This window comes from Desulfotruncus alcoholivorax DSM 16058, assembly GCF_000430885.1.
Taxonomy (GTDB): domain Bacteria; phylum Bacillota; class Desulfotomaculia; order Desulfotomaculales; family Desulfallaceae; genus Desulfotruncus; species Desulfotruncus alcoholivorax.
In genome coordinates this window covers 1-21947 of the sequence record NZ_AUMW01000015.1, presented here as the reverse complement: position 1 = coordinate 21947, position 21947 = coordinate 1, and the positions used below count along the sequence as shown (strand labels likewise).

The 21947-nt window shown below is 39.9% G+C and carries 19 protein-coding genes and 3 pseudogenes; 20 read left to right on the top strand and 2 right to left on the bottom strand.

The annotated features are described in order from the left end of the window. Positions 1-114: 114 nt before the first annotated feature. The 11 genes from H569_RS0108605 (at position 115) to H569_RS0108550 (ending at position 13368) form a co-directional block, all read left to right on the top strand. Entirely contained in the window at positions 115-1257 is a 1143-nt protein-coding gene (locus tag H569_RS0108605; protein WP_027364669.1) for a DegT/DnrJ/EryC1/StrS family aminotransferase, read from the top strand. An 11-nt stretch (positions 1258-1268) separates the two neighbouring features. Beyond that, positions 1269-2513 carry a glycosyltransferase family 4 protein gene (locus H569_RS19755; RefSeq protein WP_238492510.1) on the top strand — a complete coding sequence of 415 codons (1245 nt, stop codon included), beginning with the start codon at positions 1269-1271 and terminating at the stop codon, positions 2511-2513. After that, positions 2489-3511: a nucleoside-diphosphate sugar epimerase/dehydratase gene (locus tag H569_RS0108595; RefSeq protein WP_027364668.1), complete on the top strand. Its 1023-nt coding sequence runs from the start codon at positions 2489-2491 to the stop codon at positions 3509-3511. The genes H569_RS19755 and H569_RS0108595 overlap by 25 nt, the downstream gene beginning before the upstream one ends. Further along, positions 3511-4626 (top strand): polysaccharide biosynthesis C-terminal domain-containing protein, encoded by a 1116-nt coding sequence (locus H569_RS0108590; RefSeq protein WP_027364667.1) that lies wholly within the window; start codon positions 3511-3513, stop codon positions 4624-4626. Before H569_RS0108595 ends, H569_RS0108590 begins: the two co-directional genes overlap by 1 nt. Before the next feature lie 3 nt (positions 4627-4629). After that, the gene (wecB, locus tag H569_RS0108585) at positions 4630-5757 is read left to right on the top strand and encodes a non-hydrolyzing UDP-N-acetylglucosamine 2-epimerase (protein ID WP_027364666.1); all 1128 of its coding nucleotides are present in this window, start codon (positions 4630-4632) and stop codon (positions 5755-5757) included. After that, positions 5758-6987: a glycosyltransferase gene (locus H569_RS0108580; protein ID WP_027364665.1), complete on the top strand. Its 1230-nt coding sequence runs from the start codon at positions 5758-5760 to the stop codon at positions 6985-6987. Positions 6988-7665: 678 nt separating this feature from the next. Continuing rightward, positions 7666-7920 carry a hypothetical protein gene (locus tag H569_RS23120; RefSeq protein ID WP_238492508.1) on the top strand — a complete coding sequence of 85 codons (255 nt, stop codon included), beginning with the start codon at positions 7666-7668 and terminating at the stop codon, positions 7918-7920. 79 nt (positions 7921-7999) lie between these two features. Beyond that, positions 8000-9151, top strand: coding sequence for a glycosyltransferase family 4 protein (locus tag H569_RS0108570; protein WP_027364663.1), 1152 nt, complete (start codon positions 8000-8002; stop codon positions 9149-9151). Between the two features lie 98 nt (positions 9152-9249). Then, positions 9250-10569 carry a nucleotide sugar dehydrogenase gene (locus H569_RS0108565; RefSeq protein WP_407638052.1) on the top strand — a complete coding sequence of 440 codons (1320 nt, stop codon included), beginning with the start codon at positions 9250-9252 and terminating at the stop codon, positions 10567-10569. Between the two features lie 156 nt (positions 10570-10725). After that, positions 10726-11952, top strand: coding sequence for a lipopolysaccharide biosynthesis protein (locus H569_RS0108560; RefSeq protein WP_027364661.1), 1227 nt, complete (start codon positions 10726-10728; stop codon positions 11950-11952). A gap of 69 nt (positions 11953-12021) precedes the next feature. Further along, a complete protein-coding gene (locus H569_RS0108550) occupies positions 12022-13368 on the top strand; it encodes an O-antigen polymerase (RefSeq protein ID WP_081410937.1) in 1347 nt (448 codons plus the stop codon). A 353-nt stretch (positions 13369-13721) separates the two neighbouring features. On the opposite strand, the gene H569_RS23115 is transcribed toward H569_RS0108550, so the two are convergent. Further along, positions 13722-14195 (bottom strand): helix-turn-helix domain-containing protein, encoded by a 474-nt coding sequence (locus H569_RS23115; protein WP_238492507.1) that lies wholly within the window; start codon positions 14193-14195, stop codon positions 13722-13724. Between the two features lie 85 nt (positions 14196-14280). Between H569_RS23115 and H569_RS0108535 the strand changes: the two genes are divergently transcribed. The 9 genes and pseudogenes from H569_RS0108535 to H569_RS23110 all read left to right on the top strand — a co-directional run bounded on the left by H569_RS0108535 (position 14281) and on the right by H569_RS23110 (position 21410). Continuing rightward, positions 14281-15243: a Gfo/Idh/MocA family protein gene (locus tag H569_RS0108535; protein ID WP_027364656.1), complete on the top strand. Its 963-nt coding sequence runs from the start codon at positions 14281-14283 to the stop codon at positions 15241-15243. A 17-nt stretch (positions 15244-15260) separates the two neighbouring features. Next, entirely contained in the window at positions 15261-15824 is a 564-nt protein-coding gene (locus H569_RS0108530; protein WP_027364655.1) for an acyltransferase, read from the top strand. A 105-nt stretch (positions 15825-15929) separates the two neighbouring features. Next, the gene (locus H569_RS0108525) at positions 15930-17057 is read left to right on the top strand and encodes a DegT/DnrJ/EryC1/StrS family aminotransferase (RefSeq protein WP_027364654.1); all 1128 of its coding nucleotides are present in this window, start codon (positions 15930-15932) and stop codon (positions 17055-17057) included. 113 nt (positions 17058-17170) lie between these two features. Beyond that, positions 17171-17314 (top strand): annotated as a pseudogene (locus H569_RS23595) (polysaccharide biosynthesis C-terminal domain-containing protein); the annotation flags it as partial. A gap of 16 nt (positions 17315-17330) precedes the next feature. Continuing rightward, positions 17331-18455: a non-hydrolyzing UDP-N-acetylglucosamine 2-epimerase gene (wecB, locus tag H569_RS0108515; RefSeq protein ID WP_027364653.1), complete on the top strand. Its 1125-nt coding sequence runs from the start codon at positions 17331-17333 to the stop codon at positions 18453-18455. Between the two features lie 2 nt (positions 18456-18457). Continuing rightward, a pseudogene (locus H569_RS19745) lies at positions 18458-19834 on the top strand (UDP-glucose dehydrogenase family protein). A 166-nt stretch (positions 19835-20000) separates the two neighbouring features. Next, positions 20001-21068: pseudogene (locus tag H569_RS19740) on the top strand (GDP-mannose 4,6-dehydratase). Positions 21069-21111: 43 nt separating this feature from the next. Continuing rightward, positions 21112-21189: an NAD-dependent epimerase/dehydratase family protein gene (locus H569_RS23270; protein WP_250636647.1), complete on the top strand. Its 78-nt coding sequence runs from the start codon at positions 21112-21114 to the stop codon at positions 21187-21189. Next, entirely contained in the window at positions 21186-21410 is a 225-nt protein-coding gene (locus tag H569_RS23110) for a GDP-mannose 4,6-dehydratase (protein WP_027364652.1), read from the top strand. Before H569_RS23270 ends, H569_RS23110 begins: the two co-directional genes overlap by 4 nt. Positions 21411-21587: 177 nt before the next feature. Here the strand turns inward: H569_RS23110 and H569_RS19730 are convergent. Further along, positions 21588-21947 (bottom strand): transposase (locus H569_RS19730; protein WP_157833489.1); only part of this gene is annotated, 360 nt, incomplete at its 5' end.

Genomic DNA, 21947 nt, shown 5'->3' with positions numbered 1-21947 from the left:
TTTATTGCAATACATTTCAATGATGGATTTATTAAGAAGATAATGTACAAAACAATAAATTATAATTTTAATAATTAAAATAGGTGGTCCTTTATCTAAACGGAGATGAAATTAATGAACCAAAGAATATACTTGTCCCCACCTCACATGAGCGGGCATGAAATGAAATACATACAGGAAGCATTTGATACAAACTGGATCGCCCCCCTTGGCCCAAATGTAGATGCCTTTGAGCAGGAACTTTGTAATTATGTAGATATTAAATATGGACTAGCTCTGTCATCAGGGACAGCGGGAATACATCTTGTGTTAAGATATCTTGGAGTGATGCCTGGTGATTATGTCTTCTGTTCAAGCCTAACATTTTCCGGAAGTTGTAATCCAATAATGTACCAATATGCAAATCCTGTTTTCATAGATTCAGAACCCGATAGTTGGAATATGTCTCCTGAGGCATTGGAAAGGGCTTTTGATTGGGCCAACAAGGAAAACAAGATGCCCAAGGCAGTTATTATAGTTGATCTATATGGACAGAGTGCTGATTATGAAAAGCTCCTTCCGATTTGTGAATATTATGGAGTTCCTGTAATTGAAGATGCTGCAGAGGCCTTAGGGGCTACATATAAAGGAAGAAAATGCGGCAACTTTGGATATGCAGGTATTTTTTCATTTAACGGTAACAAAATTATAACCACCTCGGGTGGTGGAATGGTTGTTTCTAATGATGAGGGAGCCATAAAAAAAATGCGTTTTTGGTCAACCCAGGCCAAGGAACCTGTAAGACATTATGAACATAAAGAATTTGGATATAATTACCGCATGTCCAATGTATGTGCAGGCATAGGACGCGGGCAGTTAATGGCATTGGATAAACGTATTGCAATGAAAAAGAAAATCTATCAAAGATACGTTAATGATTTAAACAGTTTGCCGGTAACATTTATGCCGGTACAACCAAATAATGAACCCAACTATTGGTTGACGGTTATGACCATTAATGAGGATTGTAAGGTTTCCCCGGAAGATATAATGATAGCTTTGGAAGAGGAAAATATTGAATCTCGTCCGGTTTGGAAACCGATGCATCTGCAGCCAGTGTTTAAGGATTACCCGTTCTTTTCTCATCTTGAAAATAAAAGTATAGCGGAAAAAATATTTGAGAGAGGTTTATGCTTGCCTTCAGGTTCTTCTATGTCATCAAGTGAACAAAGCAAAGTTATAGAAATAATTAATATAGTTTTTTCTGATTGCAGGTGATACTATTGAATGTGCTATTATTAACACTTGCATACCCTGAAGGTGAAAACGCACGCAATATATATACCGATTTAATGCAAGAATTTAAGGATCGCGGCAACAATGTTTATGTTATTTGTCAGCGTGAACGCCGTCACGGTAAGCCTACGGAACTTAAAATGGAAAAAGGTATAAACGTTCTTCGCATCAAGACCGGGAATATAACCAAAACAAATATTATTGAAAAAGGTATAGCTACGCTTCTATTGGAGAGCCAATTTATTTGGGCTATAAAAAAATACATAGGATCCATTAAATTTAATTTATTAATTTATTCAACGCCACCAATAACATTTGAGCGCGTGGTTAAATTTATTAAAAGAATAAGCAATTGTAAAACATATTTGCTTTTAAAAGATATTTTCCCACAAAATGCAGTTGACATTGAAATGATGAAAAAGAACAGTTTATTATGGCAATATTTCAGGGCTAAAGAAAAAAGGCTTTATGCTATTTCCGATTATATAGGTTGTATGTCCAAAGCCAATGTGGAGTATGTGTTAAAGCATAACCCAGAAATAGATGCTAATAAAGTTGAGGTATGTCCTAATTGTATAAAACCTGCCCCACTCCTTAGTCATAATAATAAAGATTTAAATATGCGGCAAAAACTTGGCATACCAAATGATGCTGTAGTTTTTATCTATGGAGGCAATCTTGGCCGCCCGCAAGGAATAGGGTTTCTGCTTGAGGTACTTGATTATATAAAGGAACGGGATGACATTTTCTTTTTAATAGTAGGTTCCGGTACCGAGTATGGACGCATTGAACAATACATCAAAAATAATAAACAACGCAATGTAAAGATTATTAAGTCATTACCAAAGGAAGAATATGACCGATTGCTGGTATGCTGTGATGTTGGCCTAATATTTCTTGACCACAGGTTTACTATACCAAATTTCCCATCCCGCTTAACTGCCTACATGGAGTCGGCTATACCTATACTTGCTGCAACGGATGTAAATACCGACATTAAGGATGTATTATATGAAGCAGAGTGTGGCATGTGGGCCGAAAGCGGCGATTTGGTTAATTTTATTAAGCTTATTGATAAATTCGCAAAAGATGCAAATATGCGCAAACAGATGGGTTTAAATGGACGAAAATATCTCGAAAAAAATTATACAGTATCAAGGGGATATGACATTATCACTGCCCATTTTAAGGTTGATTTTGGAGTTGATAAGAATTGTTTAAGGACAAATGTTTGCTAATAACCGGTGGTACAGGCTCTTTCGGCAATGCGGTGCTAAGGCGCTTTCTTAATACAGATATCCGTGAAATACGCATATTTTCCAGAGACGAAAAAAAACAGGACGACATGCGCAAGGAGCTAATGAGTGGCAAAGTAAAGTTTTTTATAGGCGATGTGCGCAACTATGACAGCATAGCTTCTGCCATGCATGGAGTGGATTATGTATTCCACGCGGCAGCACTCAAACAGGTTCCGTCATGTGAGTTTTTCCCTATGGAAGCGGTCAAGACAAATGTAATAGGCACTGAAAACGTACTAAATGCCGCCATAGCATATGGCGTTAAAAAGGTTATTTGTTTATCAACTGACAAAGCAGTTTACCCAATTAATGCCATGGGTATATCCAAAGCTATGATGGAAAAAGTCATGGTTGCCAAATCACGAACTGTAGACCCAGAAAAAATTACCATATGCGGCACACGTTACGGCAACGTTATGGCTTCCCGCGGTTCGGTAATACCACTATTCGTTCAGCAGATAAAAACCGGACAGCCCCTTACCGTAACCGATCCCAATATGACCCGCTACCTGATGTCATTGGAGGAATCAGTGGAACTTGTTTTATTTGCCTTCCAAAATGCCAACCAGGGCGACATTTTTGTGCAAAAGGCACCGGCTTCTACTATCGCTGATCTTGCCCAGGCTATTAAAGAACTGTTCAATGCTAATAACGAAATAAAAATTATCGGCACACGTCATGGTGAAAAACTATATGAAACATTACTAACCCGTGAAGAAATGGCCCATGCGGAGGACCTCGGGGACTATTACCGCATCCCGGCCGATACGCGCGATCTCAACTATGATAAATACTTTGTAAACGGCAATGAACAAGTAAGCTATGGATGGGAATACACATCACACAATACCGAAAGGCTGGATGTCGAGCAAGTCAAAGAAAAACTACTCTCGCTCCGGTATATCAGGAATGAGCTTGAGGGCTGGGAGGGTGAATAATGAAAACAGTATTGGTTACCGGCGCGTCCGGTTTTATCGGTAAAAATTTATGCGCTACGCTTGAGCAACGTGAGGACGTCCAGATATTACGTTATGATCTTGGCAACACTAAGGAGGAACTGGCTGACTATTTAATCCGGGCTGATTTTGTTTTTCACTTGGCAGGCATTAACAGGCCCCGGCATGTAGAAGAGTTTGACCTGGGCAATCGCGGCTTTACCGAAGAAATACTTGCATATCTGGAAGAGAACGGCAAAAAGACACCTGTGGCTATGACATCTTCTATTCATGCGGTTTTGGACAATCCTTACGGCATAAGCAAGAAGGCGGCGGAGGATACAGTTTTTAAGTGGTCCCGGCGCACCGGTATACCAGCATATGTTTATCGCCTACCGGGGGTGTTCGGTAAGTGGTGCAGGCCAAACTATAACTCGGTGGTGGCTACTTTCTGTCACAATATTGCACAGGGACTGCCTATTCAAATAAATAATCCTGCTACTGAAATTACACTTGTCTATATTGATGATGTAGTTTCAGAACTGGTAGCGGCAATGGACGGCATTGTTCATTCCGGTAATGACGGCTATTGCTACGTTCCCCGTACATTTAAGGTTACACTGCAACAACTGGCGGATACAATCTATTCCTTTGCAAAAAGCCGCAACAATCTCGTTATGCCCAATTTTGAAAGCGTTTTTGAAAGATATCTTTATGCCACATACATATCATACTTGCCGGAAGATGGTTTTGGTTATAAGCTGGAAATGAAACATGACAACCGGGGCTGGCTAGCGGAATTTATCAAGTCCAGGCAATTTGGACAGATATTCATCTCCCGTACAAAACCGGGCATAATGCGGGGAAATCACTGGCATCAAACTAAAGTTGAAAAATTTCTGGTTATCGAAGGAGAGGCTCTGATAAGATTTAGAAAAATTAATTCAGATAAAATTATAGACTATAGAGTATCTGGTAACCTGCTTAGAGTTATTGATATACCTCCAGGCTATACCCATTCCATAACTAATATAGGCGATACCGACCTGATCACTTTATTCTGGGCAGATGAGATATTTAACCCGGAGAAGGCTGATACATATTTTTTGGAGGTTTAAATTTTGGAAAAACTTAAGGTTATGACGATTTTAGGTACAAGGCCGGAGATAATTAGGCTTTCTGAGGTGATAAAAGCCTGCGACAGATATTTTAACCACATACTAGTGCATACCGGACAGAACTGGGATTACACGTTAAATCAAATCTTTTTTGAAGAGTTAGGGCTCAGGGAGCCGGATTATTACCTTGACAGCGCCGGCAGTAACCTGGGTGAGACCATGGGTAATATTATTGCCGGATCATATGATGTGTTGCAAAAGGAAAGGCCTGATGCCCTGCTGATTTTAGGGGATACAAATTCAGCGCTTTCGGCTATTTCAGCCAAACGGCTCAAAATACCGATTTTCCATATGGAGGCGGGGAACCGCTGCTTTGACCAGAACGTGCCGGAGGAAATCAATAGAAAAATAGTTGACCATATAAGTGATATAAATTTACCATACACTGAACACTCCAGGCGCTATTTATTATCGGAAGGCTTCAGAAAGGAGCATATATTTGTAACAGGCTCCCCTATGCAGGAAGTTTTACAGGTACATATGGAGAGAATTGATGCCAGTGATGTATTGGACAGGCTGGGTGTTAAAGCAGGAGAATATATTATGGTTTCAGCTCACAGGGAGGAAAACATAGATAATGAAGAAAATTTTTTATCCTTAATGACTGCTATAAATAATATTGCGGAACGTTACAAAATGCCGTTAATCTATTCAACCCACCCCAGAAGTAAAAAGTTTATTGAGCAGCGCAACTTTACTTTTCATCCTTTGGTGCAGAATGTAAAGCCTTTTGGTTTCCTGGATTACAATAAACTGCAAAAGAATTCTTTTTGCGTATTATCCGATAGCGGAACTCTCTCGGAGGAAAGCGCAATCTTAGGCTTTGCTGGGATATTATTGAGGACATCCACCGAGCGGCCGGAGGTATTGGATAAGGGGACAGTAGTAATTGGGGGCATTAACGGAAAGGATATAGAGCAGGCCATAGAGCTGGCCAAAGCAATGCAGGAAAATAATGAACCAACCGTCTTGGCGACCGACTATGTTGATGCTAATGTATCGGTTAAGGTGGTTAAGATCATTCAGAGTTATACGAAGATAATTGATAGAGTTGTGTGGGGAAAAGGATAGATGAAGGTACTGCAGATAAATTCTGTTTGTGGATTCGGCAGCACCGGCAGGATAGTAACAGACATCGCTTCGAAACTTAGAGAAAATAATATTGAAAGCTATATTGCATATGGCAGACAGACTTTAATTGATAACGACAATATCCTGAAAATTGGAAACAAATTGGATTACTATATACATGGAGGTCTTACCCGGCTTTTTGATACCCATGCTTTATTAGGTTCGCGAACAGCAACAAAAAGGTTTATAGAGCAAATAAAGAGTATAGACCCAGATATTATTCACATACATAATCTCCACGGCTATTATATTAACATAATAATTCTTTTTAATTATTTAAAGCAAACAGGCAAACCAGTAGTTTGGACATTGCACGATTGCTGGAGTTTCACAGGGCATTGTGCATATTTTAGCTATGTAAAATGTGATAAATGGATTGAGGGATGTCATAAATGTCCTCAGAGGACATCTTATCCGGCAAGTACTTTTTGGGATAACTCAAAAAGGAATTACAATATTAAGAAAGACTTATTTACCAGTCTTGAGAATATGACTATCGTCACGCCTTCACAGTGGTTAGCAGATTTAGTGGGGAAGTCATTTTTATCAAAATACCCTGTGAAAGTTATACATAATGGAATTGATACAGATATATTTAAACCTGTTGATGGAAAACCTGTTCGTGAAAAATTAAAAATAGGAAATAAATTTATTATATTGGGTGTGGCAAGTATTTGGAGCAAAAGGAAGGGATTAGATTATTTTATAGAACTGTCAAAAATAATTGATGATGATTCGATAATAGTGCTGGTTGGGCTGGATGAAAAACAAATTGAGAACCTTCCGCTGAATATCATTGGCTTAAAGCGAACATCTAATATACTTGAGCTGGTACAGATATATTCTGCAGCTGATGTTTTCGTTAATCCGTCAGTTGAGGAAACCTTTGGGCTGGTAACAGCAGAAGCCTTAGCATGTGGGATACCTGCAATTGTATTTGATTCAACCCCTGGGTCGGAAATTGTAATAGATGACTGTGGATTTGTAGCTGAGCCAGGTAACATCTATGATATTAAGAAGTTTATTGACATCATAAAACGTAACGGGAAGGGTTATTATTCGGAAAAATGTGTAAGAAGAGTTAGAAATAAATTTAGCAAAGCTGATCGTTTTGATGAGTATATTGAGTTGTTTAGATATTTAGATAAATATCGGGGGAAGTTTTGTTGAAGGTATTGTTTATTACGAACATCCCATCACCGTATAGAGTAGATTTCTTTAATGAGAGCCAATTGCAAAATTCAAAAATTATAACGAATAATCAGTGACAACATCTAAGTAACGGAGATTAACCTGGAAAAACCCACCAAAAAGCTTAACAAAATCAAGCCGGAATAAAACACTTGTCAAAAAAAGCACAAAGAAGCTCTATTGCAGCTATACACAGGTAAAGCCAGTTAAAATAATTACGCTACATTAGCTAAAGGGCTAGTTTTAAGCTGAACAAGAGTTCCAGCAAGGTATGTAGGTATACCCAAAGCCCCAGGTGCTGGGCAAGGGTTCTGTTTTTAGCATCCCGGATATTTACGTCAAACTGCCTTTTGAAACGGTTACACGTAAAGGTAAACCCATCACCCGGCAACGTTTCGTGCCTATTGCGGCTATTGCAGCAACCTATGTCAAGCAGGTACCGGAAACAAGTATTCTGCTCCCGGAAAAGGAACTTACGGCAACTTTCAAGGATGCGTATCTTCTCATCAGTAACCGCGTTGATGCGCCCGAAGATGCAGCAGGTACCTATATCAAACGCTGGAGAATCGAGGTTTTTTATCGAACAGTCAAGCAGAATCTTGGTCTAACATCCTGCTACGCCCGTTCTAAAACAGCTCATTTCGCACATGTGGAGTTTTGTTTACGGCGAATACCCTTCTTTGTTATGCCACCTGGGAGTGTAATAAAGAAGGCGCTGAACAAGCCCTCTCCCTGTGCGAGGTGATCGGGTGCTTTTTCAACGCCGCTTGTCGAATCAGCTGCTGCAATCAGCAGATCCAAGTCTATTTTGACACGGCAACCGAACGCTTTGCAAGTCTGATTGATAAATTGTGGCCTAAATCTTTGGATTTTAAGTTGTGGAATTGGGGTTATTATCCTGAAACTGCATAACTACTGTTAAAACGTACAATCGTTATAAGGTTGTTACTTGTAGATTAGGCTGGAAAATACCATTGAAAAGGGATTGCAAATGAATATTGTTCATATTGATTTTACGGGACCTTATACGGACGATACAAGTTATCAAGAGAATATTTTACCTTGGTATAATGTTTTAGATGGGTATAAAACCACTATAATTGTAACGATGCAAAGGTGGGAAAATGGTATAATCAAAAATATTCCTCTGTATGAACCCATTGATTATGTCCTGCAAAATGGGGTAAAAGTGATTCGGATGCCGTTTAAAAGGGTATTCAATCGTTATGTTAATCAAAAAATTCGGGCTGTAAATGGCCTTTATGAGTTGTTGGAAGAATTGAAACCAGACGTAATTATGTTTCATGGTATACAAACTTGGGAGCTTATAACCGTTGCAAGATATAAGAGGGAACACCCCGAAGTGAAGTTATATGTGGATAGCCATTCAGATTTTAACAACAGTGCGCGAGGTTTTGTATCAAAACATATCTTACATAGAATGTTTTATAAGAGAATTGTAAATATGGCATTGCCGCAAATCGATAAATTGTTCTATGTTTCTGTCGAGTGTGGGGATTTTATGCGCGAACTATATAAAATACCTAAGGAAGTGATGGAGTTTTATCCATTAGGCGGGATAATTTTTTCTGAAGAGGAACGCCAGGCTAAAAGACAAGAAATTCGTAAAAGTTTAAGATTAACAGATAACAACATTCTGTTTGTTCACTCAGGAAAAATGGATAAAAAGAAAAGAACATATGATATTTTAAAGGCCTTCTTGCAAGTTAAATCAGATAAAATACGCCTTGTACTTGTAGGTAGCATGACGGAGGATGTTAAGGAAGAGGTTGAACCATTAATAGAGACGGATCCCAGAATATCCTTTGTTGGATGGAAAACAGCAGATGAATTGTTGAAGTATCTATGTGCAGCAGATGTCTACGTTCAGCCAGGTGGGCAGTCGGCAACAATGCAGAACGCAATATGTTGTGGGTGTGCTGTCATGCTATATCCTCATAAAAGTCATGAACCATATCTTCAAGGCAATGGGTACTATATAAAAAGCATAGAGGACATGAAAAGAGTGTTTAAGGAAATTGCAGATAATCCAAGCAAATTAAAAACGATGAGTTCAAATTCTATGAAGATCGCAAGAGAGCTTTTAGATTATAAAAAACTTGCGGCGAGGCTTTATGTATAATTGTATGCAATCTTGCCCCTTTTGTAATCACGAGAGGTAGTAAAAATGTAATAAATTTAATGAGATATAGTCGTAAGGGTTGCGAGAGGAGAAAAAGAATGTCCATCAAAGAACAATTGCTTAATAAAATAGCGAAAAAAGAAATAATTGTCGGTGTAGTAGGCCTCGGTTATGTCGGTTTGCCTCTGGCCGTTGAAAAAGCCAAAGCTGGCTATAAAACCATCGGCTTCGATATCCAGCCCCAAAAGGTAGATATGGTTAATCAGGGCATCAATTATATTGGCGATGTCGTTGATACTGAGTTAAATCAGCTCGTAGCAAGAGGTATGCTTAGTGCCACTAATGATTTTTCCTTTATAAGTGATGTAGACTTTGTCGCTATTGCGGTACCTACTCCGCTGGACAATTATCAGCAGCCAGACATTAGATATGTCAGAGATTCCGCAATTGCTATAGCTAAATACATGAAAAGAGGCAGTATGATTGTACTCGAATCCACCACATATCCCGGTACCACCGAAGAACTGCTACTGCCGATACTTGAAGAGGGTTCAGGACTCAAATGCGGGAAAGATTTTTACCTTGCTTTCTCACCAGAGCGCGTAGATCCAGGCAACCTCCGACATCAGACAAAAAATACCCCCAAAGTAGTAGGCGGTGTAGGCAAAGATGCCACTGAAGTCATCGCCGCCATGTACCGCAATGTTGTGGATGGAGGAATCTTTGAAGCCAGTTCGCCTAAAATCGCTGAAATGGCAAAAATATTAGAGAATACATATAGGAATGTTAACATTGGGCTAATTAATGAACTAGCTATCCTCTGCAACAAGATGGACATTGACATATGGGAAGTTATCGAAGCTGCTAAAACTAAGCCCTTCGGCTTTACACCCTTTTATCCCGGACCTGGACTCGGTGGACACTGTATTCCACTGGATCCCTACTATCTGTCCTGGAAAGCCAGGGAATACGGATTTCATACCTCCATGATCGAAGCATCCATGATGGTCAACGACAAAATGCCTGAATATACAGTTGAGCGTGCTTCTAAAATCCTTAACCGCTTTAAGAAAGCATTAAACGGTGCAAAGATTCTTGTATTAGGTGTGGCCTATAAACAGGACATTGACGACTATAGAGAAAGCCCTGCCATTAGAGTCATTGATGAATTCCGCAAAGCAGGTGCCGAAGTCGAATATTATGACCCCTACATCAATGCATATAAAGAAAAAGGCCAGATTATAATTGGACTCAGTGAACTTAATGCCGAAAAACTAAAGTCAGCCGATCTTGTCGTCATAACTACAGCTCATACGAAGATCGATTACGAATTCGTGCAAAAAAACGCCAAAGCCATATTCGATACTAAAAACGCCATGAAGAACGTGAAAAAACGAGAAAACATTGAATTACTCTAATTAAAAAAACAATTTAACTTGGTATACGGGAATCATATAAAACCCTATATAGATGCACAAGCTGGCAGGCGAGTCCATTGCCAAAACATATAGAACAAACAAATATTGGGTTGGCGTACAGTCTGATGGCCAATGTATCCTTAAGGTGAAGTATTGGTGGGGAGAAAAATTAAAGTAAAATTATTCAAAGATTTTGGAACTAGTATTATCGGTTCTTTAGTAGTGGTAGCATCTCTGCAATTGCTAGTTTACCCATATTTAGCAAGAATAACTTCTCCTGAAACATATGGTATTATTTTAACCTTCATGGGGATCCTAAATATTATTGTTGTTGGACTTGGAAACACTCTTAATAATATTAGATTGATTCAAAATGTCGAATATATAAGACGAGATATTCAGGGTGATTTTAATGTTATTTTAATTGGTACATTGCTGGCTGGGTCATTAGTTCTATATATTATAAATCAATCTTTGCTGGCAAGAGATAATATTACAGTTATCTTGTTGATTTTCACCTTAATAGTGGGAATATGTCGATCTTATTTTTCCGTAAGCTATAGGCTAAAACTAAATTTTACCATGAATATGGTTTTTAATTGTATAACCGCTTCGGGTTATATAATTGGTTTATTTGCTGTGGCCTATACAAATTATTGGCCTTTGGCCTTTTTAATAGGTGAAATAAGTGGCTTTATTTTTATATTCCTGACAACTAATATTATAAAGGAATCAATTAAAATTACATGTTTATTTAAGCCAACTTTAATGAAGTATATAGTTTTGCTTTTTTCGGGTTTAATGGGTAATATGATTGTTTATCTGGATAGGTTGATTCTCTACCCAACATTGGGGGGAGATGGTGTTGCAACATATGCAGTAGCGTCCTTTTTTGGAAAAAGCTTGGGCCTGGTTTTTTCCCCCATTGCTAGTGTCTTACTAGGATATTATGCTCAAAAGAACTTTAATATGACTCGCAAGTTATTTTGGAGGATTAATCAAGTTGTAACAGTTTTTTCTATTATATTTTATTTTCTTTCTTATTTTTTGGCTAATTGGTTTACTAGCTTATTGTATCCAACCTTGATTGACAATGCTTCCCCATATATTATGCTGGCCAATATAGCTGCAATAATTGGGGCTGCCGCAAATATGACTCAACCTGCTCTATTAAGATATTCACCATTACACTGGCAAATTATTATTCAAATAATTTATGGGGCTGTTTATCTAGTAGGTGGATTGATTTTGTTAAAATATTATTTAATTTTTGGTTTTTGTATTGCCGCTATTATTGCCAGCTTAACTCGTCTATTTGCATTATATTATATTGGAAACAGAAGTGTATTTTATAATGAAATGGGAGAACGAAGTGCAAATTAGTGTAAATAAGCTGAATTAAGTTGTTAAAGGTTGTCACAGCAAAACAGATGAAAGTAGGCAATACGAAATATGTTATATATTTTGAACCTTACAGCAATTATATATATAATACTTTTATGCAAAAAAAAGAATCCAGTTTCACTTTCAATGTACTGGGTTATTGTATTTTATGCGATATATATTTTTATACCAATATTTAGGAACCAAATTACAGAATTTAATGGTATCTCAGATGATTTAGTAGAAAGATTAGCATCATACTCAATGCTAGGGTTGATATCATTTATATCAACTAATTGGTTCTTCATGTTAAAATGGGGTAAATTAAAAAAAGTTTCTTTAATTAGGCAGATAGAGGTATCTTATAATAATGTCAGTTGGTTATTTAAACTATTTATTGTATTATCAATAATATTGGTAACACTAACTATTGGCGCAAGTGGAATAATAAATATATTTAATTCTGGTTCAGGGAGGATATGGCTATATGAAACTAACAATAATATATTCTCTACATTTGCTGAATTATCATTATTTTATGTTGCAATCATAGGATCGGTTTTGGTGCTCTCGTCGAATAATAATAAAGATAAGAAGAAATCTTATATAATATTTATTACAATTATTATGTTTATATCAATGCTCACATTTGCTAGGAGGTATGTAGTTTATCCTTTGTTTGCTATAATATTTTATAAGTTGTCAAAAAATACGAATAAGGTTAAAATTGCAACTATTAGTATATTGTTGATACCCATATTTTTTATGGTAATGTTTATGACGGGTTATTTTAGAACGTTTGGAATTAATGATTTTAATTTAAATTCCATTATAAGTTACTTTCAATATGGTAATTTTATGGATATATTCATGTCAAATACAGACTTTGTGGCATCATATAAATATTTTAGTTATCAGATTGAATATGGTGATATTTTTGTAGGTCCCACAGGTTATTTTAAAGCCGTATTTGCATTTATTCCAAGAATTTTATGGCCAGATAAACCTGGTTATACATCAGTAGAAATATTATCAATATTAGAACCACAGAAAGTAAGTCAGGGATTTTCCGCAGCTTCAGGTTACATTGGAGAAGCACATGCTGCGCTAGGATTGGGGGGTGTAGTTATTGTATCATGCCTTTGGGGGATATTATGTGGCTATTTAGATAATAAGTATCATTATATCATAACAAATAAAAAAATTATATATAATGATGTTGAAGTTAATCGAGGGTTTACTGTGTTTGAATATTATTATTTATATACTGCTATGCTATTAATAACTGAGAGTCATAGAGGGGATTTCGGAGCGGCTTCACTTCATTTTATATTGGAAATTGTGTTTATAGGGATTCTACTGAAGCTTGTATCTAAGAAACATCATTTAGAGCATATTCAAAAGTTTACAAACTAAACTACCACAAATAGGTAGTATACCTTTCTTGTTGAATTTGGTGAGGGCGTTCCCAGTTATAATAGCGCAAAAATTCGTTCAGGTCAGACTGGAGTTCTTCTACAGAGAAATATCTTTTGCACCTTAAGTCTACCTGGAAAAATTCCTGGTATAGAGTCTGAATAACCGTTCAGCATAACCGTTGGTCCAGGGGTGCTTTACCTTGGTGGTCTTATGCTTAACGCCCAGGATAAGGCATGTAGCACCATTACAATGCTCATACGTGGGTTCGGACGAGCCGTATTCCTTTCCGTTATCCGTCAGAGCCCGCTGTAACTTAACACCCATAGACTGATAGTCGTGATGGACATAGTTCAGAAAATCAGCAGCGGATTCAGCTGTCTTGTCGGTGTAGAGCCGTGCCCAGCCATAGCTGCTGGCACAGTCCACCCCGACCTGGACATACACTTTTTCGAGTCTGTTTTCTCCTGCGGAGGTTGCAGGGAATCAATCCATTTAAGGCGTTCGCGCCTGAGGCCATTCCGTCTAAGTACCCCGTATACAGCGGTTTCGCCGATTTTAATTCCACCGTTTTCTGGTTTTCTCAGTTCGGCGCTGATCCTTTTGGGGCCATGAGCTGGGTGTTCCTGGACAAAAGCCAGGATAGCTTCTTCAACGTCCGGCGGTGTTTGATTAGGCCTGATGCCTGGTACACGTTCTTTATCGTGCAGGCCAGCCTCACCATGTTCCTCGTATCTTTTCAAAAACTTGTAGAAGGTGGTATGGGATATCTGGCATTTATCGGATATTTCTCGATGGGAATAAACTTTTTTCCGATCAAGTTCCATGGCTTGCTTTCTGCAGCATAATGCTAGGGACAAATACCGCTAATTTCTATATTCTTTCGAAAAAAAATTATAGGAGCAATTAGCTATGAAAAGAAAAATATGCGTAATCGGAGGAGGAAGATGGGGGCAAAACCACATCAGAACTCTTTTCCATATGGGTAACTTAGCGGGTATTGTGGAAGTCAACCAGCAAAGGCTGAATGAACTGTTAAAGCAATATCCAGTAAAGGGTTTTACTGAACTAGATTATGCAATTCAGCAAAGTTTTGACGGATACATATTAGCTACACCTGCAGAAACCCATTATCCTGTGGGAAGGAAATTGCTGGAACAGGGCTTAAATGTACTCATAGAAAAACCAATGACTCTTTCCTCAAAGCATTCAAAAGAGCTTATTGAGATTGCTGAGCAAAAAAAAGCCAGACTTATGGTAGGACATCTCTTACTTTTCCATCCAGCCATCAAAAAAATCAAAGAGGTCATCGATAGCGGCAAAATTGGACAGCTTTATTATGTTTATTCAACCAGATTAAACTTGGGAACAGTCAGAACAGAGGAAAATGTTTTCTGGTCATTTGCGCCTCATGATATTTCGATCTTGGATTATTTTATTGGGCAACCAACCATTAAGATAGAAGCCAAAGGAGCAAAATTCCTCCAGGATAAAATCTATGATGTGACAATGACACAGTTTGTCTACTCAGGCAATATACATGCTCATATCTTTGTTTCTTGGTTGCATCCCTTTAAAGAGCAAAGGTTGGTCGTGGTGGGTAGTCACGGAATGATATCTTTTGATGATTCCTCTTTAGATAAAAACATTCTTTATTATAACAAACACATAGATTGGGTGGAAGGTAAACCGGTTAAAGTAGAGCAGCCTGATGAAATCATCCCTTATGAGAAGGGTATGATGCCCCTGACTGAAGAGCTGAAATACTTTGTTGAGAACCTTGATAAAACAATTGAAATAGCTAGTGGAATAACTGGACACGAAGTTGTCAAAGTGCTGGAGACAGTGCAAGAGTTAATATGCAAAAATGAATGAGATAGGAGTAGGAAGTGATGGCGGACTATTTTGTACACGAAAGCAGTTATATTGATGAGGATGTAACTATAGGCAGTGGCACAAAGATATGGCATTTTAGCCATGTTCAAAAAGGCTCGCAGATTGGAGAGAATTGTTCTTTAGGTCAGAATGTTAATGTTTCAAATAACGTGAAGATCGGCAACGGAGTGAAAATCCAGAACAACGTATCTGTATACGAAGGCGTGGTATTAGAGGACTACGTATTCTGTGGGCCGTCTTGTGTGTTTACTAATGACTTAACGCCGAGAAGTAAATATCCCAAAGGTAGTGTCGGTTATAAGAAGACGCTTATTAAATACGGTGCATCCATCGGTGCAAATGCTACCATTGTTTGTGGACATACCGTCGGCAGGTGGGCGATGATAGCTTCCGGTGCAGTTGTGACTAAGGATGTACCGGACTATGCTTTAATGGCAGGGGTACCGGCTAGACAAGTGGGTTGGGTATGTGAATGCGGAATGCCGCTTAAAGATGGGCTTAAGTGCAAGGTTTGCGGCAGAGAGTATGTATTGATGGATGGTAAGCTAGAAGAGAAATAAAATCGTGTGAAAGAGAAAAATTTTAAGAATAACACATTTCAACAGACCGGGGGGATAATCCCCTAATATGTAAAGCATCAAATAATAAATTAATGGAGCAATAAAATGCAATTTAGAGATTTAAAAGCTCAATATCAAAAATATAAGGCTGAGATTGATTCTGCAATACAGGAAGTTTTATTAAATGCAAACTTTATAGGTGGCAAACAGGTTGGTGAATTGGAAGCGCTTTTGGCCGAATATGTTGGAGTGAAGCACTGCATTTCCTGTGCCAATGGAACAGAAGCAATGACGCTTGTGGCGATGGCCTGGGGAATTAAAGCAGGAGACGCAGTTTTCGTACCCGATTTTACGTTCTTTTCAACAGGCGAAATTGTTTCTTTTGAAGGGGCGACTCCTATATTCGTGGATGTAGACAGAGACACTTTTAACTTAGATCCGGCAAAATTGGAGAAAGCAATTCGGAAGACAATAGCGAAAGGGAAATTAACTCCTAAAGCTATCATTCCTGTTGATTTATTTGGCCTGCCTGCAAATTATCCAGAAATACTAAAAATAGCGAAGAAATATAACCTGTTGGTTTTGGAAGACGGCGCTCAGGGCTTCGGTGGCAATATTAATGGACAAAGAGCCTGCAGTTTTGGCGACGCAGCAACTACTTCATTCTTCCCCGCAAAACCGCTGGGATGCTACGGAGACGGCGGAGCTGTGTTCACCAATGATGATGAACTGGCACAGCTTGTCAAATCTCTTAAAGTTCACGGCAAAGGTGACAATAAGTACGACAATGTGAGAATTGGAGTTAATTCAAGATTGGATACCATTCAAGCCGCCGTATTAAAAGTAAAGTTGAAAGCCTTTATTAACCATGAACTGGAAGATGTGAACAGGGTATACCGACATTACAATGAAAGACTGGATGGCGTTGTTGAAATACCTGTAATACCGGATGGGTTCTATTCGAGTTTTGCTCAGTACACCATCAAGCTGAAGAATAAAGAGCAGCGTGATGGTCTGCAAGCCAAGCTGAAAGAGCAAGGCATACCGAGCATGATTTATTATATCAAGCCGATGCATAAACAAGGCGCTTTTGCGGATTTAGAGTTTGATGAGAACGATTTTGAAGTGACCAATGAACTTTGTGATATTGTACTTTCTCTACCGATGCATCCTTATATAACAGAAGAGGATGTTACAGCCGTGTGTGATGTAATTAAGTCTTATATAGTATGATGTGCTTTAGCAGATAGTAATCGAGCTGAAAAAGGACCCATAAAAATTTTTGGAAACCATCTTTTCCCTCACGTGTCAACTGCCATTGAAAACTTGTTCGAGGAAATTTCAAAGGCCAGAGGTTGAAAGTTGTTGATATACCCCCAGGGTATACCCATAACATTGAAAACCTTGGTGATACAGACATGGTGACCATTATGTGGGCCAATGAATGTTTTGACCCGGAGAAGCCGGACACGTATTATTTGGAGGTGTAAAGTGGCTAATACGGCAATGAGAAAACTAAAACTAATGACCATCCTTGGCACCAGACCGGAGATAATACGGCTGTCCGAAGTAATCAAAAAATGCGATATTTATTTTGACCATATCCTGGTGCATACCGGCCAGAATTGGGATTACACGCTTAACCAGATTTTCTTTGAGGATTTGGGTTTAAGGGAGCCTGATTACTACCTGGAGGCAGTCGGTGGAGATTTGGGTGAAACCATTGGCAATATTATAGCTAAAAGTTATAAGGTGCTCTCAGAAGTGAAACCGGATGCACTCTTGATCCTGGGCGATACAAACTCAGCTCTGTCAGCCATATCAGCCAAAAGACTGAAAGTGCCTATCTTTCATATGGAAGCCGGCAACCGCTGTTTTGATGAGAATCTACCCGAAGAAACCAATCGCAGAATTGTTGACCATATCGCGGACGTGAATCTGTGCTACAGCGAACACGCCAGGCGCTATTTGAACTATGAAGGCGTAGCCAAAGAGCGCACTTATGTAACAGGGTCCCCTATGGCAGAAGTGCTGACCGCCAATATTGATAAAATTAAGCGCAGCAAGGTAGTTGAGCATTTGGGTTTGGAGAAGGGGAAATATATTTTGCTTTCTGCCCATCGTGAGGAGAATATTGATATTGAAGAGAACTTTTTTGCCTTGATGAATGCGGTCAATGCCATGGCGGAGCATTATGATATGCCTGTTATTTACAGTACGCATCCCCGCAGCGCCAAGTTCATTGAGCAAAGGGGCTTTAAATTTCACCCCCATGTGCGGAGTTTAAAACCCTTCGGGTTTTCGGATTATAATAATTTGCAGCTAAATGCATTTTGCGTTGTATCTGATAGCGGTACTATACCGGAGGAAGCATCCTATTTCAAATTTCCGGCTGTATCTGTGCGAACCAGCACCGAGCGGCCGGAATCCATGGATAAAGGTAATTTCATTATTGGAAGTATCACTACAGAGCAGGTACTGCAGGCAGTTGACCTGGCTGTTGCTATGCATAAAAATGGCGACCTCGGCGTTACGACACCTGACTATGCGGATGAAAACGTAAGCGTGAAGGTGGTCAAGATTATTCAGAGTTATACGGGGATAGTTAATAGGGTGGTTTGGAGGAAGTGACTATGTACAAAATATCAGTAGCCGGCACAGGCTATGTCGGATTAGTATCTGGCGTATGTTTCGCCTAAGTAGGCCACAAAGTTACCTGTGTCGATATTGACGAACAAAAAATCAATCTGCTGAAGCAAGGCATCTCTCCCATTTATGAAACAGGCTTGGAAGAACTGATGCAGAAAAATTACGCCGCCGGCAGGCTCAGGTTTACCACCGACAACACCCGGGCCTATAAAGACGCCGACGCGATTTTCATCGGTGTCGGCACCCCCGAGCAACCCGACGGTTCCGCCAACCTGTCCTACATAGCCACCGTGGCCAGACAAATAGCGGAAACCATAGAAAAGGATTGCCTTGTGGTGGTAAAGTCAACAGTCCCCGTCGGTACAAATGATAAAGTAGAGCAATTCATCCATGATTTCCTGGTGCATGACGTTAAAGTAGAAGTAGCAAGCAACCCCGAATTTCTGGCCCAGGGCACGGCGGTGCGCGATACGCTTGAGGCGGCCAGAATCATCATCGGCACGGACAGCCAATGGGCTGAAGAAATGTTGATGAAAATATATGAGCCATTTAATCTACCAATTGTATCAGTAAGCAGAAGGTCAGCGGAAATGATTAAATATGCGGCCAATGATTTCCTGGCTTTAAAAATATCCTACATGAACGACATCGCCAACCTCTGCGAACTGGTAGGCGCAGATATTCAAGATGTAGCCCGAGGCATGTCCTTCGATGAGCGTATTGGTAGTAAATTCTTAAATGCCAGTATCGGCTACGGCGGAAGCTGCTTCCCCAAGGACACCAAGGCGCTGGATTATCTGGCCAGGCAGAACGGCTATGAGCTGCGGACAGTGAAGGCCGCCATTGCCGTAAATAACGACCAGAAGACCATATTATACAAAAAGGCTTCGAACCGGCTGATTACCTTTGATGGCCTGAAAGTGGCGGTATTGGGGCTGACCTTCAAGCCCGGAACAGACGATTTGCGGGAGGCGCCGTCCCTGGAGAATGTTCCGCTGCTGTTGGAGCGGGGGGCCCATGTTTATGCCTATGACCCTGTGGGCTGCGATAATTTCAAGCAGAGGTACCCGGAGGGTGAGTATAACATTAAGTATGTAGACAAACCGGAAGAGGCACTTTCCGGCGCTAATGTCTGCTTTATCTTCACCGAATGGAGCGAGATTAAAGCTGTGCAGCCAAAGGAGTATAAGAAGCTAATGCGTACACCGCTGGTATATGACGGCAGGAATATATACGGCATTGAAGAGATGCAGGATGCCGGAGTGGAGTATTATTCCATTGGCAGACAGGCTGTGGTGGAAAATAAAGACTTAAAGTCAAATAACTCGTATAACCCGGGCCACCGGCAGTACATTGCTTAACATCGATGATCTTTAATTACAACCATTCATGGAAATGTGATTGCCAACGATTAATAACCATTATTTTATCAAACCCCTTACCGCGTCGCGGCACAATTACGAATGAAAATAGAGTTCGAATCTATATTCTTATCAATTAATATAATCGTAAGGAGCAAGTATTCATATGAGAGCGGATTACAAGGAACTGGATACAACAAAGACCTATCTAATCACCGGGGCGGCGGGGTTTATAGACTATTTTCTGGCCAAACGACTGCTGGAACAGGGCTGCCGGGTGATTTGTATTGATAATCTCAACGACTATTATGATGTATCCTTAAAACAAGCCAGGCTTGAAAAGCTAATGCAAACAAAAAGCAGCGGCATATTCACCTTCCTCAAGGGCGACATCTCGGACAAGGATATGGTTAATACTGCATTCAGCAAGTACAAGCCCCATATTGTGGTAAACCTGGCGGCCCAGGCGGGGGTGCGTTACAGTATCGAAAATCCCGATGCATATATCCAGAGCAATATCATCGGGTTCTATAATATACTGGAAGCCTGCCGCCATTCGTATGACCAAGCAGATAACCAGCACAGCAATTATCAAGGCGTCGAGCACCTTGTTTACGCATCATCCAGCTCGGTTTACGGCGCCAATAAAAAAGTCCCCTTTTCAGAGGGCGATTTCGTGGACAACCCTGTCTCCCTTTATGCCGCCACCAAAAAATCAAACGAGCTGATGGCCTATACTTACAGCCACCTTTATAATATACCGGCCATCGGTCTAAGGTTTTTCACTGTCTAAGGACCTATGGGCCGCCCCGATATGGCTTATTTCTCATTTAGCCAGAAGATAATGAAGGGAGAGCCCATTAAAGTTTTTAACCACGGTGATATGTACCGGGATTTCACTTACATTGACGATATTGTCACTGGGGTGGAGAGGATATTAAGCAACCCGCCTGCTAAAGACGGGGTGCGGCACAAGGTATATAATATAGGCAACAACAATCCGGAGCAGCTGATGTATTTCATCGAAACGCTGGAAAAGGCACTGAGCAAGGCCACCGGGAAGAACATTTTGGCAGAGAAAGAGTTCCTGCCTATGCAGCCCGGGGATGTACCAAGGACGTACGCTTCCACTGCCGAACTGGAGCGTGATTTTGATTTCAAGCCCAGCACCAGTATTGAGGATGGGTTGTTGAGGTTTGCGGAGTGGTTTGTTGACTATTATAAGGTGCAATAAAAGGTTAATGCTCAAAAGGCCAGAAAGGTTCGATTTGTAATATATGAACATACTAGTTACCGGCGGTGCTGGATATATAGGCTCACATACCTGTGTTGCCTTGTTGGAAGACATACGGTGATTGTTGCCGATAATCTTTGCAACAGTAAGCCCCAGACTATAGATAAAATAAAACAGATAACAAATAAAGAACTCACTTTCTATGAGATAGACGTGACCGTTGAAGCATCGGTTAACAGTGTCTTTATCTCTCACCAAATAGATGGCATTATTCATTTTGCCGGTCTTAAGGCGGTAGGTGAGTCGGTGGAGATGCTGCTTTCCTATTATTATAACTGGTAAAGGGACTTCAGTTTTGCAGTTAGTTAAGGCTTTTGAAGAGGCAAATGGTATTAAAGTACCCTATGAAATCGTAGACCGAAGACCAGGCGATATTGCTGAATGTTATGCCGATATCTCAAAAGCAAAGCGGGAACTTAACTAGGGTTTGCTGAACCAATCCTAATTTCAATTAAAACACTATAATGACGGTCGAACTAAAGCTAGATTATACCGAAAAAGGTGCCGCAGAAAATAGAACAAAAGAACACGGAGTCTATGCTCCAAGTTCATCACCAGGAACTGTAGACAAATCACGCTTTCGGCGGTCTCTTTCAGGCGTGCCATAATACGAGCCAAACTGTAGCGCCGCTTCCCTTCGCCGAATTTACCTTCTACAGCATTACGTTCGCTGGCATCTTGCCGTTCCAGGCGTTTTTGTTCCTTCTCTATCTCTTTGTTAGCCGGTGGTCTCCCTAGCTTTGGTCCACTGAGCCGTATGCCATGTTGTTCGCAGTACCGAAGATTTTCCGTGTTTCGGTAGATCTTATCGGCCTGAAC